Genomic DNA, 16,329 nt, shown 5'->3' with positions numbered 1-16,329 from the left:
CCTACCTCTCCGGGCTCCCGGGCGCGGGCGGCGCGGCGGCGGGCCCCGGCGTGGCGCGGGGCCGTCGACGGGTGGCCTCGATGATCTCCACCAGCTCGTCGGTGTCCAGCCAGTCGAAGTCCTGCTCGTGCCGCATCAGCCAGTCCGCGAACCGTTCGCCCCGGGTCGCGCCGTCCTCGACGTGGAAGAACTGCCCGTTCTTCAGCTCCCCCTTGATCGCCGCCAGTGTTTCGGGGACGCGGTGGTCACGCTTGGCCTCCAGCAGACGGAGGGTCAGCTCCTTGTAGTAGGCGTCGGTGTGCAGCGTGGGGTGCCGCGTCACCGCCTCCGGAACGGTGCGCGGATCGGTCGAGGTGCGCGGCAGGTGGATGCCGTTCTCGGCTCCTTGGCGCACGTCGATCTCGGCGTCCTTCAGGATGCGGCGGGCGATCTCGGCACGCGGGTCGCCCTCCGGGACGATGTGGTGGGTCTCGTGGCCGGGTGGGCGTGGATCACCGGCCGCGGCCATGTTGCGTTCCAGCGCGTCCGACGGCCGCCCGCCGGTGGTGACCGGCTGGTGCGGTGTGTCGGACAGGCCGGGAGCCTCCGGCGGTGCCTCGCCCGCTTCGTGCAGCAGGGCCTTTTCGTCCTGGCTGGCCCACTTGGCCGCGTCGTCCCAGGCCGCGGCCAGGTCTTCCGGGTCGGCGAAGCTGCCCGCCCGGTCGAGGCGGCGCTCCTCGAACCCCTCGATGATCTCCATCGCCAGCTGCGGATTCTTCTTGGACAGCCGCCGCACGGCCGCCAACTGCCGTTCCATGGCGGCTCGTTGCACCGCCCGCCCGCGGTACCGGGCCCGGATCGACCGGATCCTGGCCAGCACGGCCGCGTGCTCGACCTGCGGGACCACCGCGCGGGCGCCGGCGACCAGCCGCCACGCCGTGGCGTCGCCGCGTTCCAATTGCTCCAGCAGGGTGCTGAAGGCGGCGATCCGGTTCGTGCGGCGGGCCTCGTCCTGCAGACGCGCGATCTCCAGCAGGAGGGCGTCGAACGCCGCCACCTCACCGCCGGCCTCGTCCAGAGCCACCCGCACCACCCGCCAGCCGACCTCCCGCACCCCGTCCATCCGGCGGACGTCCGCGGCCACCACGGTCAGGAAGTCGATGCCGACTTCCGCGCCCGGGCCGATCCGGTGGAGTCCGATCTGCCGCACCGCGGCCAGGAAGGAGTCGCCCTCACCGGCGACGAGTGCCTCGGCGAGCGCGGCCAGTTCCTTCTCCTCGAAGCCGCCCGGACCGGCGAGGTGCCGGAACACCTGCCCCAACTCCTCGCCGAGACCGCCCGCCTTGGCCGCGAGGGTCTGCAGGATCTCGGCCTTGCGCAACGAGCTCCGCACCACGGGCCCGAGTTCCGGATGGGCCAGCAGTTCGGCCAGTGTGCTGCCTTCGGCGATCTCCAGGCGTTCGAGCAGCGCGACGAGCCGGCGGTCGTCCTCGACCGGAAGGTGGGACAGCAGCCGCACGACCTCCTGCTCGCCCTCGACCTCGCGCAGCACGATGCTCCCCGCGTGCATCGCGCGGGCGACCCGGCTCAGTTTCGCCGCGAGCAGCTGACCCTCGGCGGTCCCCGCGACCTTGCCGACCAGGCCGAGGAACCGCGCCACCGTCGCCAGCTTCTCGCTCAGGCCGAGGGCCTCGGCCGCCGCCTTGAGCTCCCCGATGCCGACGAACCACGACGCCACCTCCACCACCAGGGCCCACTTGATCCTGGCGGCCACGTGTTCGCCGACGTGCAGCACCGCCGCACCCCGGAAGCCGTCCGCCAGCTTCGCACCGATCTGCTGCACCACCAGCGAGCACTCGGCCTGCGCGGGCGCACAGCCCCATCCGGCGAGCTGGAACATCACGACCATCCGGGCCAGTTGGCCGAGGCCCTCCAGAATCTGCGCGGGGCGGGTCACCAGCATCGCCAGCCCCTCGACCATTCCGCGCAACAGGCCCAGCACCGCGCCGACGGCCGCCTCGACCTCCCCCCACACCGAGTCCGCCAGCCGGATCGTCTCGCCCACCACCACGTTGTCGCGGATCGCCGCCCGCACTTCCGGGGAGAGCTGGAACGCCTCCTCGATCAACCGGCCCACGGCGGCGACGGTGAAGGGCTCCTTCTTGCCGAACCTTGCGCCCACGGCGACCAGCAGATCCCACAGGGTGTCCCCCAGGTCCTCGAACAGCTGCGTCGCGAGACCGGCCGTGGCGAGCGTCTCCCGGACCGAATCCAGCTCGGTGACGCTGCGGAGCGACCGCATGATCTCGACGATCGCGTGTTCCTGGCTCTCCCACGTCCAGGCCTTGATGAGGACGGTCAGATAGCGGGACTTGGTCCGCCAGTCGACGAGGCCGAACGCCTCCGCGTCCAGCTCCGCCAGCCGTTCCGCCGCCTCCTGGAGGCGGTCGTCGTCCCCGCCCAGCACCTGGTCGACGAGCCGGTCGAGGTCGCCGAACACCAGCTGGGCGGCCTCCTCCTCCGCCAGCTCCGGGCCGCCCGCCGCCAGCCGCTCGTAGAGCCGCAGGCCGGCCTCGCGGTCGGCGGTCAGCGGGTTCCGTTCCTTCGTCAGCACCGTGACGATGTCGTAGCGGTGCCCCGCCGGGTCCTCCACGGCGCGCAGGATCTTGCTGCGCAGGACGTTCGCCAGCTGCTGCCCGGTGGGTACCTTGCCACCGGCGACCTCCAGGTCGTGGGTGGACACCGGGGGCGTGGTCGCGACCACCCAGATCCTGCGGTCCGCCGCCCCGACGGGGCCCTCCAGCAGCGCGAACGAGGTGGTGCCGAAGACGGCCCGGCCCAGCTGAACGGCCCGGGTGAGGTTGCTCGCCCGCACATAACGGGTGGCTCCTCCCAGGGTCACGATCCGGGTGCCGGGCAGGATGATCACCGCTCGGCCTTCGAGGCCGCTGGGCCCCTCGATCACTTCGTCCCGGCCGTCGGCCGACGGCTCGGACCCGGCGGGACGGTCCTCGGACGGCGACGGGGCCGGAGCGCCGGCCGGTGCAGACGTCCGGGCCGGTGGCGCGGTGGCCGCGGCAGGAGCCGGGGCTGCCGGCGCGGACGGGGGCGCTGCCGGAGCGGGTTTCGACGTCCCGGTTTCCTCGGCCTGGTCCGCCGTGCCCTCCACCACGTCCGCCGACAGCCCGAAGGCCAGCTGCAATCCCCCTCCGGCCGGCGGCCCCACGCCCGCCTCGGCCTCGAAGGCGCCGGCGAGCGGGTCCTTCGTGGTGGGCGGCGTGGCCGGTGGCTCGCCCGCGGGCGGAGGCATACCGGTGACCGGCAAGCCGCCCTCCTGAGCACCGGTCGCCGCTCTGGCGACGGCACGCAGCAACACGCGCTCCAGCGCCCGCTGTTGGTCCTCGGCCGGGTCACCGTCGAACGTCACCGACTCGGGCAGATGCAGCCGGACGTTCAGCGTGTCCCTTCCTCCGGTCATGGCGCCTGCTCCACCTGCTTCAGCTGCGCCGCCAGTTGGTCGCGTCGCCGCTGGGACGCGCGTTGCTGTTCGGGGGTGGCGGAGCGGGCGCCCACCGCCTCCTCCTCGGCCGCGATCTCCGCCGACAGGACCGTGGCCAACTCCGCCTTGCCCAGCGGGTCGAGCTCGACCGAGTAGGTGGTCCGGATCAGGTCGCGGACCTCGCGTATCCCGTGCCAGGGGTGGGTGCGTACGTGCTCCACCTCGCTGTGCTCGACCCGCTCTGCGGCCACGGAAACGGACGTCAGCCGCAGGTCGGCGCTCTCCAGTTCAGTGTCGTCCTCCCCGGCCCGTTCGAGGGTGATGAGGACGCCGATGACCGCGTACAACGTCTTGCCGGGATGCCGGAGCTGAAGATCCACCAGCTCCTCCAGCCGGTCGTCGAGGCGTGCCTGGATCTCCGGTTCGAGCGCCGCCAGCTTCGGCTTCGCCCACCGGTTCAGGAACCAGTCCTCGATGGCCTGGTTCACATAGGACATGGCGACGTTCCAGATCACCACCGCGCCGATCACGGCCAGGCCCCGTCCGGCGCTCTTCAGGCTGCTCGCGATCCGCACCCCCAGGCGCACCCTCACCGGCCGACGGGACAGCGCCCCGCCGACCTGGCGCCGCATGCGTTCGGTGTCCGCGTGGGACCGCGGACGGGTGGGGCTGACCCCGGCGCTCTCCGCCGCGGCGATGTCCGCCGCACGCGCCGCACGCGCCTGTGCGCCCACCAGGTCCACGAACTCCGCCTGCGGCGGCAGGTTGCGCGCACCGGTGGCGTAGCCGCCCGCATTGGTCACCGCCAGCTTCACGTTGAGCTCGGCGGGGATCGGTTTGCCGGCCCGGACGGCGTCCCGCGCCGCTTCGAGCCGGTGGACCAGATCCGCCTTCCCCTCGAACTCCGCGATCGGCCGGATCTTGTCGATCGCCCGCTCCAGGCTGGCGCGCAGATTGACCCCGAGCGCCGTCGCCGACTCGCCGTCGATGTCCTTGAGGGCGTTGAGCGCCTTGTTGTCGACCAGCCAGACGGTGCGGGTTCCGCGCTGGATCCCCACGAAGTCGAAGCCGGGCTCATTGGGCCGGTGCGCGCCGGGCCCGGAGGAGGTGATCACGGCGTGCACACCTCGTTCTCCGAGCAGGTGCGGAAGATCGTGCTCGCCGTATGTCCCTCCCGCGCCTGAGGCGGTCACCCGGTACTGCCTGTCCTTCGGCAGCGCCGGACCACCCCCCACCACCGCGGGCGGGGCGACCGGCGGCCGGCCGGTCGGGCGTCCCCCGGTGACCGTGACGGTGGGGCCGGTGCGCGCCGCCGGCCCGGCGGCCGCGGCGCTCGACCTCCGGTGCAACTCGGCCTCCAGCGCCTCCGCGTACGCCTTGATCCCGGCATGGGCGGGTTCCACCGTGCTGTGGCCGAGAAGCCAGTTCCGCGCGTGCAGGTACTCGGCGTCCAGTTCGGTGTCCGAGAGCGGCGCCGGATCCCGCGACTGCGGGGCGTCGGTGGTCAGGCGCACCGGTTTCAGCGCACCGCCGTCTTCGTAGGAGGGGACCCGGTAGACCCGCCCGGTCGCGCCGACCCGCGCGGGGTCCTCGGTTTCACGGGCCTCGCTCATGGCGGCCGGTTCCCGCCCCGTCACGGTTTCCAGGTGCCGGCGGGCCAGCCGGAGCCGCTCGGTGAGCGCCTGCTCGACGACGCGGCCGAGCTCTTCGATGCCCGCCGCCGAGGGCGCGCCGACGACCGACACCGTGATCGGGAAGTGACACGACAACCGTGGCATCCCTGAGACTCCTCAGGATCTCTCGGCTCAGGTGAGCGCCTGGTACAGGGCCGTCCAGATGCCGTCCTCGACGGCCGTTCTGGTCTCCTCCGTGAGGTCTCCGGCCATCACCACGTGGACCGGGAAGTAGTAGTGGACCTCGGTGCCCGAGCGGGCGGACACCGCCGCCTCCGAACCCGGTGCGGGAACGACCTGGTCGCCCTGGTGCACTTCGATCAGTCCGGGGCGTTCGACGGTTTGCGCGCCTTCCCGCTCGTCGGCGGGCTCCTGGTTGGCGTCCGGCATGGGGGCCTCCGTCCGCCCGCGGGCAGCGTCCGCGGCTAGGCGCCGGTGGGGACGGCCTGCAGGCTGATGCAGTTGAACGTGGTGGTGGGCACGCCGTCGATCACGATGGTGTTGGCGACGGACGTGATGTAGCAGTCATTGAGGGCGATGCTCTTGAACGTCCAGTCGCTGCCCGTCCCCTGCTGGACGACGACGCTGAAGGCCGTGTTGTCCATCGCCAGCCCGGTGAGCGTCGCCACGGCCGTGCCGATCGCCTTGACCGCCATGGTGAAGGTGAACGCCTGCGGCTGGACGACGTGCGCGACGTTGTCGGCCTCCAGCGAGTGCAGCGGCTGGACCGGGACGTTGAAGGTCGGGTTGAACGAGTCGATGGGGGTCACCGGTTTGGCGTCCACCGACACCGCAAGCCGGGTGTCCCATTTCAGGGTGTCGGGCATGGTCTCTCACTTCCCTGGTCTTCCCTCGGTCCCGCGTCCGGCACGATCAGCCGGTGAAGACGAGCTGGACCGCGAGCCGGTGGATGGCGCCGGCGTAGACGACCTCGATCGTCATGTCGGTCTGGCGGGCGCTGCGCGCGTCCTTGATCTCCTTCGCCTCCGCCGCCGACAACTCGGCCGGGTCCTTGTCCAGGAGCGTCAGCAGCGGGATCACGACGGTGAAGCGGTCGATCACCTCCTGGGACACCAGCGGGGAGAGCACCGACTCCACCAGCGTGGCGACGGCGCGCAGTCCGACCCGGCTGATCCGCAGGTTGCCGATCGCCTGGATCAGCGCCGCCTTGATCCGGAAGTTGACGTCGTCGAGGGTCCGGACGATGTCGATGTACTTCTTGTTGTGACTGGAGTCCGCGGTGTACCCCTCCCCCAGGTAGAGCGCCTGGCCGGGCAGGAGCACCGGGCTGGTGATCCAATTGATCAGGTGCGTGTCGTACTTGTCGATCTCCGACTCGGAGAACGTCTGCGTCATCGCGATGCTGATCGGTTTGAGCAGCAGGGAGATGTGCGGCCGGTATCCGGCGATGACCCCGGCGGTGGCGGCCGCCACGTCGTCGGGGGAGCGGTGCGCCACCAGCACCATCCGTTCCCTCCGGACGGACCCGGTGTTCAGGGCGACCGCGTCGTCGGCCGACAGCGAGCCGTCCAGCATGGCCACGCCGATGCGCTCCTTGCCGTCGCCGTCGATCGTCGTCACGTGGTCGGCCAGCTTGCCGACCGTCTCCGCGTTCGCCTGGTTGAGCGGGGTGTTCGCGAGCACCACGATCTGGACGTCCAGCACGCCGGTCCTGACGAGCGCCGCGTCCCAGTCGGGGCCGGCGAAATCCACCTGGACGCCCCAGACCCGGGTCGGCGGCGGCGACTGGTTGAACGCGGCACCGATCGCCCGGACCAGGTCGTTCGGGCTCTCCTGCCGGACCTTGTCGCCGGCGGCGTGGGTGCCCTCCAGCGCGGGGTCCAGCGTGAGCGTGAAGTCCGCCCCGGCGGCGGCCGAGTTCGTCACCTTGCGGATCTCCGAGCCGGTGCCCGTGCCGATCCGCACCGTGGTGGCGGCCGGCACGTTGACCGGAACGGTGACGCCGGTCGCTCCGGGGGCCGCATCCGCTGCCAGCGTGGTCGACCCGGCCGGGTAGGCGTCGGCCGCGGCCGACGGAGAGGTGAAGTCCCTGGGCGGCGATTCCGCGGTGCCGAAGCCGCCCCTGCCGATGATGGCGATGTCCCCGAACGCCCTGACGGCGGGCGCGAAGAGATTGCTGCTGGCGGTGACATCGATGTACTTGACCGCCATCGACCGCTCCTTACGTCATGCGTGACGACCGTCCGGCCGGGCATCGCTCTCGCTGCGCCCCGTCACCGGGCCTTCATCGGTGCGGCGGGGTGTCATGCGACGTCCTCGAACGCGGCCACGAAGCCCTCGGCGGCCAGCAGGTCGGAGACCTGTTGCCCGGTCACCGGGGCGGTGTCGGATGCGAGCGCGGCCGCGGGGAAGACCGCCAGCCACGCACTGGCGGCGAGCAGTGCTCCGCCGTCGTACTCGTCGGGTCGCGGGCGCGTGTCGTCCAGCGCCCGCCGGCACTGGACCAGCCGGCGCAGCGCGGCGCCGAGGTCCAGGTCGGGGAAGAACAGCACGGAGATGCGCAGGCGGTAGGTGCGGCCCGGCGCATCGGGGTCGAAGGGGGGTGCGTCGGCGTAGTGCAACCGGTAGAGGCGGGGGAACTGTGCTTGGAGTTCCCCGTAGTCGGCGGCCTTGGCCCTGCGCATCAGATCGGCGAGGTCGAGGAAGCCGAATTTCGCGACGAACTCGTCCTCGGACAGTCCGGAGAGGTCTTCGGAGTCCAGGGCGTCGAGTGCGCCGGAAGTGAAGGTCACCCGTGCCGAGACGACGGTTTCCAGTGCCAGGTCTATCCAGTGCACCGGTGCGACGGCCGGAATGTCCAGGGTGGCCCTGGCCTGCGCGATGTCCGGCAACAGCTTCTCCCAGCTCCCGCGCACCGTCACCGGCGCGCTCACCGGCACCTGGAAGCTCGTTCCCGTGACCGTGACGGAATCCACGAACCGGACCTCCAGCAGGGCCGGTTCGTAGACGGCGGCCAGCAGGGAGCGCAGCCGGTGCCGGTCCGGATCGTCCTGGGGCACCAGGAGACTCGCCACGTGTTCCGGTTGCAGGTACCGGACCATGAGGTGGTCGGCGAAACCGTTCATCGCGCTTCCCGCTCAGCAGCGGCGCTCACGAGTCGGTGTCAGGCCCGGCCGTTCGGCATGGGGCACCGGCCGGCCGGGGACGCACAGCTCGTACAGACGTCGGAGTCCGCCGCACCAGCACGCGCGGCGTGCGGTACGTATCGGTAAATTCGGGGACCGAGAATCCGGAGGGCACAGACGGGCGACGCTCCGGACCACGTCCTTCGTCCCCCACACTACGCCGCGCGGACGAGCCCGGCATGTCGGCGGAACAGCACAACGCGCCCGCCGGACTCGGCGGTTGCGCGGTCAACATCCCGCTCCGACGGCAGCTTCCCGTTCAACTGGTGCATACCCCATGCACCGGCGCCCCGTCCGGCAGCCGGTCCCCCGAACCGGATCGAGCCGCCCCCTTCCCGGCCCGCCACTCCGGCGCCAGCACCGACCAGATCTCCTCGTCGTGCCGCCGCCCCCGGTACAGGTAGCTCGCGCGCAGGACGCCGTCCCGGGTCATCCCCAGGCGCCGGGCCACGGCGATGCTGGGCGCGTTCGTCGAGGAGACCCACCACTCCACGCGGTGGATGCCCCGCTCCTCGACGGCCCAGTCGATGAGCACCCGCGCGGCCCGGGTCACCAATCCCTTGCCGACCGCCGAGGGTTCCAGCCAGCAGCCCGCCTCGGCGTTGCCCTGCGCGACGTCCATCGTCCGCAGAATGACCGCGCCGACCAGCGTGCCGTCCGTCCGGATGCCGTGGATCCGCCCGGTGTCGGCGGCGGCCTTCTCGGCGTAGGCCTGGAGGAACGCCCGGCTCGACGCCAGGTCCGTGACGGCGTCGGGCAGCCCGTTGTGCTGCCCGATGAACTCCCGGCCCCGGTCGATGTGGGCCAGGAACTCCCCGGCCTGCCACGGCTCCAGGGGGCGCAGTTCGGCGCCGTCGTCACCGAGGGATATCGCGTACATGGTCACCTTCTGTGGTCGGGAGCGTCCGGGGCATCGGGAGGGCAAGGGGGTCGGGCGGTCACGGCGCGGACGGCCGCCTCGGTACGGGCGCCGTCTCGCGGGCCGCGGTGTGCGCCGGACGGGAGGTGGCGTTCCGCCGCAACGCATGGGTGCGCAGGGCGAGTTGGGCCTCGAACCGGAAGTGGGGGTCGCCGAGCCGGTCGCCGAAGAGCTCGTCGAGCCGGCGCAGCCGCTTGCGGGCCGTCTGCGGGTGAATGCCCAGGGCCTGCGCCACCTCGGGTGCGGTACGTCCCCAGGACATCAGCAGGGCCTCCAGGGTTTCGGCGAGCCGCACGGCCCGGCCCCGCGGCAGCTCCGCGAACGCGCCCAGCACCCGACGGCCGAGCAGCAGCCCGATGTGGGCGCTCCGGAGCAGATGGAGGTCCGCCAGTTCCTCGTCGGCACGCAGGAACGCCCCGCCGTCGGGCTCGGCGCCCGGCGCCCGTTCGGCACGGTGGTCGAGAGCGAGCCGGGCGCACTGCAGCGAGAGCCATGCCTCCTGCGCGGCGACGGCCGGGCCCACGGCGGCGACGCGGCCCCGGGCGGCGTTCCGCACCCGGTCGACCAGTCCGCCGGTCTCCGGCTCGGGAACGATCAGCACCGCGTCGCTCCCCCGATGGACGGTGAGCAGCTCGGCATCGGCACCCGGCACGGTGAACCGGCCCGCCGACCTGACCACGACGCACGCCACCGTCCGCGGCAGCGGCCAGCGGGCACGTGATGCCAGCGGCTCCAGCGGTGCCTGGTCCTGCCCTCCCCCTCCGGGCTGCTCCAGCAGCCGCTCCACCAGCGTGCGGCGGGCCCGCTTCAGCTCGTCCTCCGAGCGCAGCTGCGCCGCCAGGAAGCCCCGCACCGCCTCGTTGGACAGGGCGTTGATGTGGATCAGTACCGCCTCGTGCAGCGGTACGACGATCTGGGGTGGCAGCGACGCCTCCTGTACGAGCTCGGCGTACCGCCGGCTGCCCACCCGCGCGCCGACGCGGAAGGCGGCCTGCAGGCCGTCCGTGGTCCGGCCGTTGAGGAATTCGATGCGGCCCAGGTGCCGGAAGTGGCGGATGTGGTGGTCCTGCGGGCTGTCGGGGTGCTCGGTCAGCTCGGCGAACTGCCGCAGGGCGCGACGGATCGACTCCAGGAGATCGCGGCCGACGGCGGAGTCGAGCGGGCGGCGGTACGCGGACACCTCCTCGCGGATCGCCTCGACCATGTCGGTGACGATGGCGTCGATCCGGGGACGGATCAGTGCGGCCAGCGCCACGGGCAGTTCGTGCCAGGGCTCGCGCCGGAACGTCTCGGCCGATGGCGCCATCGCAGTAACTCCGTCTCGGGCGGCGGGAGAAGGGCGGGGAGGGGGACATGCAGGGGACGCATACGGGGCGGGGCACGGGCTGCCGGGCACGGGCTGCACCCCGTGAGACGGAGCCGGCGAAACATGTCACGCGGATGACATCTTCTCGGCTCCGCGCCCGTTCTGCCTGGTAGGGCTTCCGCGCACGGCGCCAGTGTGGATCCGACGTTACGCGGCGGTAGCTTCCGTGTCTCGCCCTTGTGGCAAAGAATCACGGGGCCGAGACCGGGACCGAGTCCAGGACCGAGGACGGGCCCCTATCGGCCTCGGCCACGGGACTCCGGTCACGGGATCTCTGCCGCGCCCCCTTCCAGAGCACGGCAGAGGAGATCCCCCATGCGCACCTTCAGATCCCGGCCCGCTCCCCGCCTGCGGCTGCTGACCGCGGCCCTGACCGGGCTCGCCGCCGCCACCTGTCTCGGCCTCGCCGGCGCCGCCCCGACCCAGGCCACGCCGGCCGCGGGCAGCTCCACCCCGGCGGCCGCGGCGGACGACCCGGTCGGCCCGCGTCAGGACGGCTTCCTGCCGGCCTTCGCGTACTCCGCGCTCCACCCCGCGGCCGTTCCGACCGGCGCCAACGACTGGAACTGCCGTCCCACCGCGGACCGTCCGCGTCCCGTCGTGCTGGTCCACGGCACGTTCGAGAACCGCTACGCCAACTGGGCCGGACTGGCACCGAAGCTCAAGGATGCCGGCTACTGCGTCTACGCCCTCAACTACGGCGGGGGCTCGGCCGGGCCCCTGATGGCCACCGGCGACATCCCCGCCTCCGCACGGCAACTGGCGTCCTTCGTCGACCGGGTACGGGCCGCGACCGGTGCCGCGAAGGTCGACCTGGTGGGGCACTCCCAGGGCGGTCTGCTGCCGCGCTACTACATCAAGAACCTCGGCGGCTCGGCCAAGGTGGACAAGCTCATCGCCCTCACCCCGACCAACCACGGCACGTCGCTCTGGGGCCTCGGCTTGCTCGCCCGCCTCTTCCCCGGCGGTGACGCGAGGATGGACTCCTCCTGCCCGGCCTGCCGCCAGCAGGTCACCGGCTCGGACTTCCTCAACGACCTGAACGCGGGCGGCGACACCCACCCCGACGTCGCCTACACGGTCATCACCAGCCGCTACGACGAGGTCGTCACCCCCTACACCTCGGCCTACCTCGCCACCTCCCCGAACGTCAGCAACCTCAAGGTCCAGGATTTCTGCCCCACCGACCTCACCGACCACGTCGACATCAGCTACGACCCCACGGCCACCACCCTCACCCTCAACGCCCTCGACCCGGCCCACACCCACCGCCCCGCCTGCTGACGCCCCGTCACACCGCAAGTACACGCGGCCGCGCGGAACTTCCGCGCGGCCACGTCGTGTCCGGGGCGGCCCCTGAACCGCCGTTCAAGATCATCGGCGTGCAGGATGACCCGTATGTCGATAACGAACGCTCCTCACCCGGCAGTACGTCCACCACGCCGTCTGTGAGCACACCGCCGCGGCGGCCGCCTTCTGGGTACCGCCGGAGGCGCAGGCCAAGACCGTCCCCGACGCGGAGACCGTGCGCGAGGAGCTCCAACTGCCGGACGGCGGGCCGGTGCTGTGGGCGATGTGGCGCGAACCGCGCCGCCCGGCCCGCACCTGAGATCTTCGGCCGCTCCCGGCCACCACCTCAGCCGGCAGCCGGATCGCCGGCCCGCCCCGCCTTCCTCCGGCCCGGCAGGACGGCGAGGAAGAGGAGGGTGCCGGCGGCCATGATGATGCCGCCGGTCAGGCTGGTCGTGGCGACGCCGTGGGCGAAGGACCGGTGCACGGCGTCGATCAGGGCCTGGGCCTGCTGGGGGCCGCCGGACGGATCCTGGGCGATCCGTTCGGCGACCGCCAGGCCGCCGCCCACCGAGTCCTTGGCGGCATCCATGGCCGCGGCCGGGAGGTGGCCGCCGGCCAGGTCGGTCAGTTCGTCGCGGTAGGCCGTGCCCAGCAGCGAGCCCAGCACCGCGATGCCGAGCGAGCCACCGAGTTCCAGCGCGGTGTCGTTGGCGCCGCCACCCACCCCCAGTTCGTCCTCCGGGAAGGAACCCATGATGGTGTCCGTGGCCGGGGACACGCTCAGGCCGATCGCGAAGCCCAGCATCATCATCGGCGCCAGGAAGTCGGTGTACGCCGAGCCCTGCTCGATCCGCGTGAGCAGGAGGACGCCCGCGGTCCCGATCGCCATACCAGCCACCACCATCGTCTTCATGCCCAGCCGCGGGGTCAGCCGGCCGGTCACCGCCGCGCCGGCGAAGACGGCCCCGGCCAGCGGCAGCAGCCGTACGCCGGTCTCCAGCGCGTCGTAACCGAGGACGAACTGGAGGAACTGCGTGGAGTAGTAGAGCGCGCCGAAGGTGCCGAAGAAGAAGAACAGCACCGCGAGCAGGGAGCCGCTGAAGGGGCGGAGCCGGAACTTCCGTACGTTCAGCATGGGGTGCGGATGCCGCAACTCCCAGGCCACGAAGGCCGGCAGGCCCAGGCCCGCGACCACGGCGGCGGTGACCGGGCCGGCGCCCCACCCGAAGTGCGGTCCCTCGATCGTCGCGTAGACCAGGCTGCCCACGGAGACGATCGACAGCAGACCGCCCACGTAGTCGATCCGGCCCATGCCCTGCGCCTTCGACGACGGCACCAGGACCAGTGCGCCGACGACGGCGACGACCGCGACCGGGACGTTGATCAGGAAGGTGGAGCCCCAGGCGTGGTCCTCCAGCAGCCACCCGGCGACCAGCGGGCCGACGGCGATGGCGAGACCGGAGGTGGCGGTCCAGGCCGTGATGGCGCGGGCGCGCTCGGCCCGCGGGAAGACCGCGACGAGCAGGGAGAGAGTGGCCGGCATGACGACGGCGGCGCCGACGCCCATCAGCGCCCGGGCCGCGATGACCAGTTCGGTCCGGTCGACCAGGCTGCCCATGACCGAACCGCCCGCGAAGACCACCAGACCCGTGAGCAGCGCGCCCCGGCGGCTGTACTTGTCGCCGATCGCGCCCAGCACCAGCATCAGCGCGGCGTACGGGACGGTGTAGCCGTCGACGACCCACTGCAGGTCGCTGCTGCTCAGGTCGAGGTCCCTGGTCATGTCCGGCGCGGCCACGATCAGCGACGTGTTCGCCATGACCACGATCAGCAGGCTCAGACAGAGCACGAGCAGGGCCCACCACCTGCGCGGATACGGGGACTCCGGGTGCCCCGTCGGCGTGGCGACGGGTGTGGACGCGCGGGGCCCGGCTGCGGGTGCTGCCGCTGCCGCTGCCGGCGGGGGTATGGATGCGGGATCGAGGGGCGACACGGGACCTCCACGGCGGTGGGGACAGGGGCGGACGGGGCATGGCAGCGGCGGCGGCAGCGGGAATGGCACGCACGAAGTTGCACAGCCATGTGCAACCATAAGAACATGCACAGCAGCGTGCAAGTAAGTACGATGAGGGGGCATCGCCGACACAGGAGCCGCACGCCCATGACCACCCGCCCAGGGCCCGCCCCGCAGCGCAGCCACGCCCGCTCCAACCGCGCCCGCATCCTGGCCACCGCCCGCGAGGAGCTCAGCCGCAACCCCGAAGCGAACCTGGAGGAGATCGCCCGCGCGGCGGGCGTCGTCCGGCGCACGCTGTACGGCCACTTCCCCAACCGCCAGGCCCTGATCGCCGCACTCGCGGACGAGGCCGCACAGTCGGTGGAGGAGGCGTTCACCGCGGTGCGGCAGCCCGATGCCGCGCCCGCGACGGCCATGGCCCGGATGACCCTGGCCGTCTGGGCCGTCGGCGACCGCTACCGCATGCTCATCGCCCTCGGCCGCCGCGACCTGGGCGAGGAGGGCATCCGCGCCGCGCTCGCCCCGGTACGCGCGGAGGCGACCTCGATCCTGGAACGCGGCCAGCGGGAAGGCGTCTTCTCCGATCACCTCCCCGCCCCGGTCCTCGCCCAGGCCCTGGAATCCCTCACCCTGACCCTCGTCGAGGCGCAGGACCCGTCCTCCTGGCACGACCCCGCCGGCGACGCGGCCGCCCTGGCCGTCCTCATCGCCGCCGGCCTCACTCCGGCCGCGGCGCGCGGCTGCCTGCGGTCCGCCCGCACGGGGCCGGATTCCAGCCGCGCCGAGCAGCAGCTCCCACGCCCCTCCCGGTAGCTCCAACTCCCCTTTCCGCTAAAGCTGTTGCTGGATCCACCAGAAAGCGAGGCCGACCGCACCCGTGCCGAGGCCGTAGCAGGTGCCGCGCAGCAGATGGGCGGCCGCGTCGTGGCGGTGGCGGCGCACCCACTGCCGCAGGCGGAGGCCCCGGGTCGCCCGGGTCACGGGCTCCGCGAGCTCCGCGTGCTCCCGGGAGCGTGCGGTCGAGACCGGGCCCGGAGCCGGGTCGGAGTCCCGGTCCGGAGCCGGGTCCGAGTCCGGGAGCGGGACCGGGGCCGGGCCCGGGGCCAGGGCCGCGACCGGGACCGGGGGCTTGGGCTTCCTCATGTCATGTCCTTCGTCTCAGCGGTGCTGCGCACAGTCCTGCAGGCGGCGGGCGATCGCGCGATCCGGCCGGCACACCAGCACGTCGTCCGTTTCCTCGCGGGTCGCCAGCCGCTCGACCTCGGCGGTGAGCCCGGGCTCCCTGACGCGCACCGGCGGGCAGTTGCGCCGTACGTACGTCGCGAACAGGCCCATCCCCTGCACGAAGGCGTCGTCGGGGCCGTCCAGGCAGTTCTGCAGCAGGTCGATCCAGTGCTCGGCCTCGGCGACCTCACCCCGGCCGAGGTGGTGCAGGTGCAGGCAGTAGGCAGCGGCTCTGTTACCGGCACCGGCGGCGAACTGCCACCAGAACTGGGCGCTTTCCGGGTGGTCCGCGAGGGAGAGCATGCAGGCGAAGACCTGCGCGCCGTCGACGTCGAGGTCCTCCAGGTCGCCCTCGTTCACCAACAGCGCGGTGCAGTCCTCGGTGCCGCCGCCCGCGCCCTCCTCGGCTCCGTCCTCCGTGCCGCCCTTCCGGCCGATCGCCTCCGCCAGCCGCTCGACGTGCACGGCGGCATCGGGCTGGTCGAGCACCCAGCGCACGACCACGGACAGCTGCTGCCGGGCCCGCGAGACCGGTGGCACGTCACCGGCCGGCGGCACATAGCCGGCGTCCTCCGCCAGCCGCCGCAGCCCCGCCCCCACATCGAAGGCGCGCCGCCTGACGTGCAGCTTCCCTCCGGCTTCCGCAAGGAGCCGTTCCACACCGCTCACTTCGGGTCCCCCCTGCCCTGATGTACGACGCCATGGCCCGTTCCAGGCGCTCCTTCGCCCGGCGGCAGTGGTAGTCGACGGTGCTGTTGGTCACGCCCAGGTACCAGCCGATCTCGCAGGTCTCGCACCGCAGCACGTACCGCAGCACGATGACGTCGAACTGACGTGGCGGCAGGCTGCACAGCGCGCGGTACAGGCCGGTCTCGCCGCGCAGCAACGCCAATCGCTTCCGGAAGCCGCCCAGTTGCTCCGATATGACGACCCGGCGCAGGATGGCCCAGGTCTGCTGCTGGAGGTTGCTCTCCTCCAGGAGGGCGTCCCAGTGGCGCAGGATCTCCAGGAACGCCCGGTGCACCGCCTCCTCGGCGGCGTCGTTGCCGTCGAGGTGGAGCAGCGCGTACCGGTGGAAGGCGTCCTGGTTCGCCAGGTAGAGCGCCTCGAACTCCAACGGCAGGGGCAGTACCGCCTCCGCCACCGGACTGCCGTCCTCCGCATGGACATCTTCGGTCATGGGTCCTCTTCATTGAGGCTGGGAACGTAAGGG

The 16,329-nt window shown here is 72.3% G+C and carries 14 protein-coding genes; 2 read left to right on the top strand and 12 right to left on the bottom strand.

The window, feature by feature from the left end:
- Window position 1: 1 nt before the first annotated feature.
- The 8 genes from V2J85_RS12915 to V2J85_RS12880 all read right to left on the bottom strand — a co-directional run bounded on the left by V2J85_RS12915 (window position 2) and on the right by V2J85_RS12880 (window position 10,522).
- Complete coding sequence (locus tag V2J85_RS12915; protein ID WP_330821646.1) at window positions 2-3,457, bottom strand: AHH domain-containing protein; 3,456 nt, start codon at window positions 3,455-3,457, stop codon at window positions 2-4.
- Window positions 3,454-5,256 carry a hypothetical protein gene (locus tag V2J85_RS12910; protein WP_261954545.1) on the bottom strand — a complete coding sequence of 601 codons (1,803 nt, stop codon included), beginning with the start codon at window positions 5,254-5,256 and terminating at the stop codon, window positions 3,454-3,456. Before V2J85_RS12910 ends, V2J85_RS12915 begins: the two co-directional genes overlap by 4 nt.
- Before the next feature lie 27 nt (window positions 5,257-5,283).
- The gene (locus V2J85_RS12905) at window positions 5,284-5,541 is read right to left on the bottom strand and encodes a hypothetical protein (RefSeq protein WP_261954546.1); all 258 of its coding nucleotides are present in this window, start codon (window positions 5,539-5,541) and stop codon (window positions 5,284-5,286) included.
- A gap of 35 nt (window positions 5,542-5,576) precedes the next feature.
- Window positions 5,577-5,978, bottom strand: a complete 402-nt coding sequence (locus V2J85_RS12900) for a hypothetical protein (protein ID WP_261954547.1) — start codon at window positions 5,976-5,978, stop codon at window positions 5,577-5,579.
- A 46-nt stretch (window positions 5,979-6,024) separates the two neighbouring features.
- Window positions 6,025-7,323 carry a hypothetical protein gene (locus V2J85_RS12895; protein ID WP_261954548.1) on the bottom strand — a complete coding sequence of 433 codons (1,299 nt, stop codon included), beginning with the start codon at window positions 7,321-7,323 and terminating at the stop codon, window positions 6,025-6,027.
- Between the two features lie 92 nt (window positions 7,324-7,415).
- Window positions 7,416-8,237: a hypothetical protein gene (locus V2J85_RS12890; RefSeq protein WP_330821645.1), complete on the bottom strand. Its 822-nt coding sequence runs from the start codon at window positions 8,235-8,237 to the stop codon at window positions 7,416-7,418.
- Window positions 8,238-8,556: 319 nt separating this feature from the next.
- Window positions 8,557-9,177: a GNAT family N-acetyltransferase gene (locus tag V2J85_RS12885; RefSeq protein WP_330821644.1), complete on the bottom strand. Its 621-nt coding sequence runs from the start codon at window positions 9,175-9,177 to the stop codon at window positions 8,557-8,559.
- 58 nt (window positions 9,178-9,235) lie between these two features.
- Window positions 9,236-10,522: a PucR-like N-terminal domain-containing protein gene (locus V2J85_RS12880; RefSeq protein ID WP_330821643.1), complete on the bottom strand. Its 1,287-nt coding sequence runs from the start codon at window positions 10,520-10,522 to the stop codon at window positions 9,236-9,238.
- Between the two features lie 375 nt (window positions 10,523-10,897).
- Here V2J85_RS12880 and V2J85_RS12875 point away from each other — a divergent pair, with 375 nt between their 5' ends.
- On the top strand, window positions 10,898-11,866 hold the full coding sequence (locus tag V2J85_RS12875; RefSeq protein WP_330821642.1) for an esterase/lipase family protein: 969 nt from the start codon (window positions 10,898-10,900) through the stop codon (window positions 11,864-11,866).
- A gap of 352 nt (window positions 11,867-12,218) precedes the next feature.
- Here V2J85_RS12875 and V2J85_RS12865 read toward each other — a convergent pair whose 3' ends face one another.
- Window positions 12,219-13,844, bottom strand: coding sequence for an MFS transporter (locus tag V2J85_RS12865; protein ID WP_419836775.1), 1,626 nt, complete (start codon window positions 13,842-13,844; stop codon window positions 12,219-12,221).
- A 192-nt stretch (window positions 13,845-14,036) separates the two neighbouring features.
- Between V2J85_RS12865 and V2J85_RS12860 the strand changes: the two genes are divergently transcribed.
- On the top strand, window positions 14,037-14,705 hold the full coding sequence (locus tag V2J85_RS12860) for a TetR/AcrR family transcriptional regulator (RefSeq protein ID WP_330821640.1): 669 nt from the start codon (window positions 14,037-14,039) through the stop codon (window positions 14,703-14,705).
- 18 nt (window positions 14,706-14,723) lie between these two features.
- Here V2J85_RS12860 and V2J85_RS12855 read toward each other — a convergent pair whose 3' ends face one another.
- The 3 genes from V2J85_RS12855 to V2J85_RS12845 are packed head-to-tail and all read right to left on the bottom strand — an operon-like array spanning window position 14,724 to window position 16,296.
- A complete protein-coding gene (locus V2J85_RS12855) occupies window positions 14,724-15,035 on the bottom strand; it encodes a hypothetical protein (RefSeq protein WP_330821639.1) in 312 nt (103 codons plus the stop codon).
- A 15-nt stretch (window positions 15,036-15,050) separates the two neighbouring features.
- Complete coding sequence (locus V2J85_RS12850; protein ID WP_261954556.1) at window positions 15,051-15,776, bottom strand: hypothetical protein; 726 nt, start codon at window positions 15,774-15,776, stop codon at window positions 15,051-15,053.
- A complete protein-coding gene (locus V2J85_RS12845) occupies window positions 15,658-16,296 on the bottom strand; it encodes an RNA polymerase sigma factor (RefSeq protein WP_330821638.1) in 639 nt (212 codons plus the stop codon). The genes V2J85_RS12850 and V2J85_RS12845 overlap by 119 nt, the downstream gene beginning before the upstream one ends.
- Between the last annotated feature and the right edge of the window lie 33 nt (window positions 16,297-16,329).

The sequence above is a fragment of the Streptomyces bugieae genome (genome assembly GCF_036352915.1).
GTDB lineage: Bacteria > Actinomycetota > Actinomycetes > Streptomycetales > Streptomycetaceae > Streptomyces > Streptomyces endophytica.
This window is presented reverse-complemented; position numbering and strand designations above follow the sequence as displayed.

Coding starts and splice junctions, on each gene's coding strand:
- V2J85_RS12890 (WP_330821645.1), bottom strand. CDS start 8,237: ATGAACGGTTTCGCCGACCACCTCATGGTCCGGTACCTGCAACCGGAA.
- V2J85_RS12910 (WP_261954545.1), bottom strand. CDS start 5,256: ATGCCACGGTTGTCGTGTCACTTCCCGATCACGGTGTCGGTCGTCGGC.
- V2J85_RS12895 (WP_261954548.1), bottom strand. CDS start 7,323: ATGGCGGTCAAGTACATCGATGTCACCGCCAGCAGCAATCTCTTCGCG.
- V2J85_RS12855 (WP_330821639.1), bottom strand. CDS start 15,035: ATGAGGAAGCCCAAGCCCCCGGTCCCGGTCGCGGCCCTGGCCCCGGGC.
- V2J85_RS12875 (WP_330821642.1), top strand. CDS start 10,898: ATGCGCACCTTCAGATCCCGGCCCGCTCCCCGCCTGCGGCTGCTGACC.
- V2J85_RS12880 (WP_330821643.1), bottom strand. CDS start 10,522: ATGGCGCCATCGGCCGAGACGTTCCGGCGCGAGCCCTGGCACGAACTG.
- V2J85_RS12845 (WP_330821638.1), bottom strand. CDS start 16,296: ATGACCGAAGATGTCCATGCGGAGGACGGCAGTCCGGTGGCGGAGGCG.
- V2J85_RS12905 (WP_261954546.1), bottom strand. CDS start 5,541: ATGCCGGACGCCAACCAGGAGCCCGCCGACGAGCGGGAAGGCGCGCAA.
- V2J85_RS12900 (WP_261954547.1), bottom strand. CDS start 5,978: ATGCCCGACACCCTGAAATGGGACACCCGGCTTGCGGTGTCGGTGGAC.
- V2J85_RS12860 (WP_330821640.1), top strand. CDS start 14,037: ATGACCACCCGCCCAGGGCCCGCCCCGCAGCGCAGCCACGCCCGCTCC.
- V2J85_RS12915 (WP_330821646.1), bottom strand. CDS start 3,457: ATGACCGGAGGAAGGGACACGCTGAACGTCCGGCTGCATCTGCCCGAG.
- V2J85_RS12885 (WP_330821644.1), bottom strand. CDS start 9,177: ATGTACGCGATATCCCTCGGTGACGACGGCGCCGAACTGCGCCCCCTG.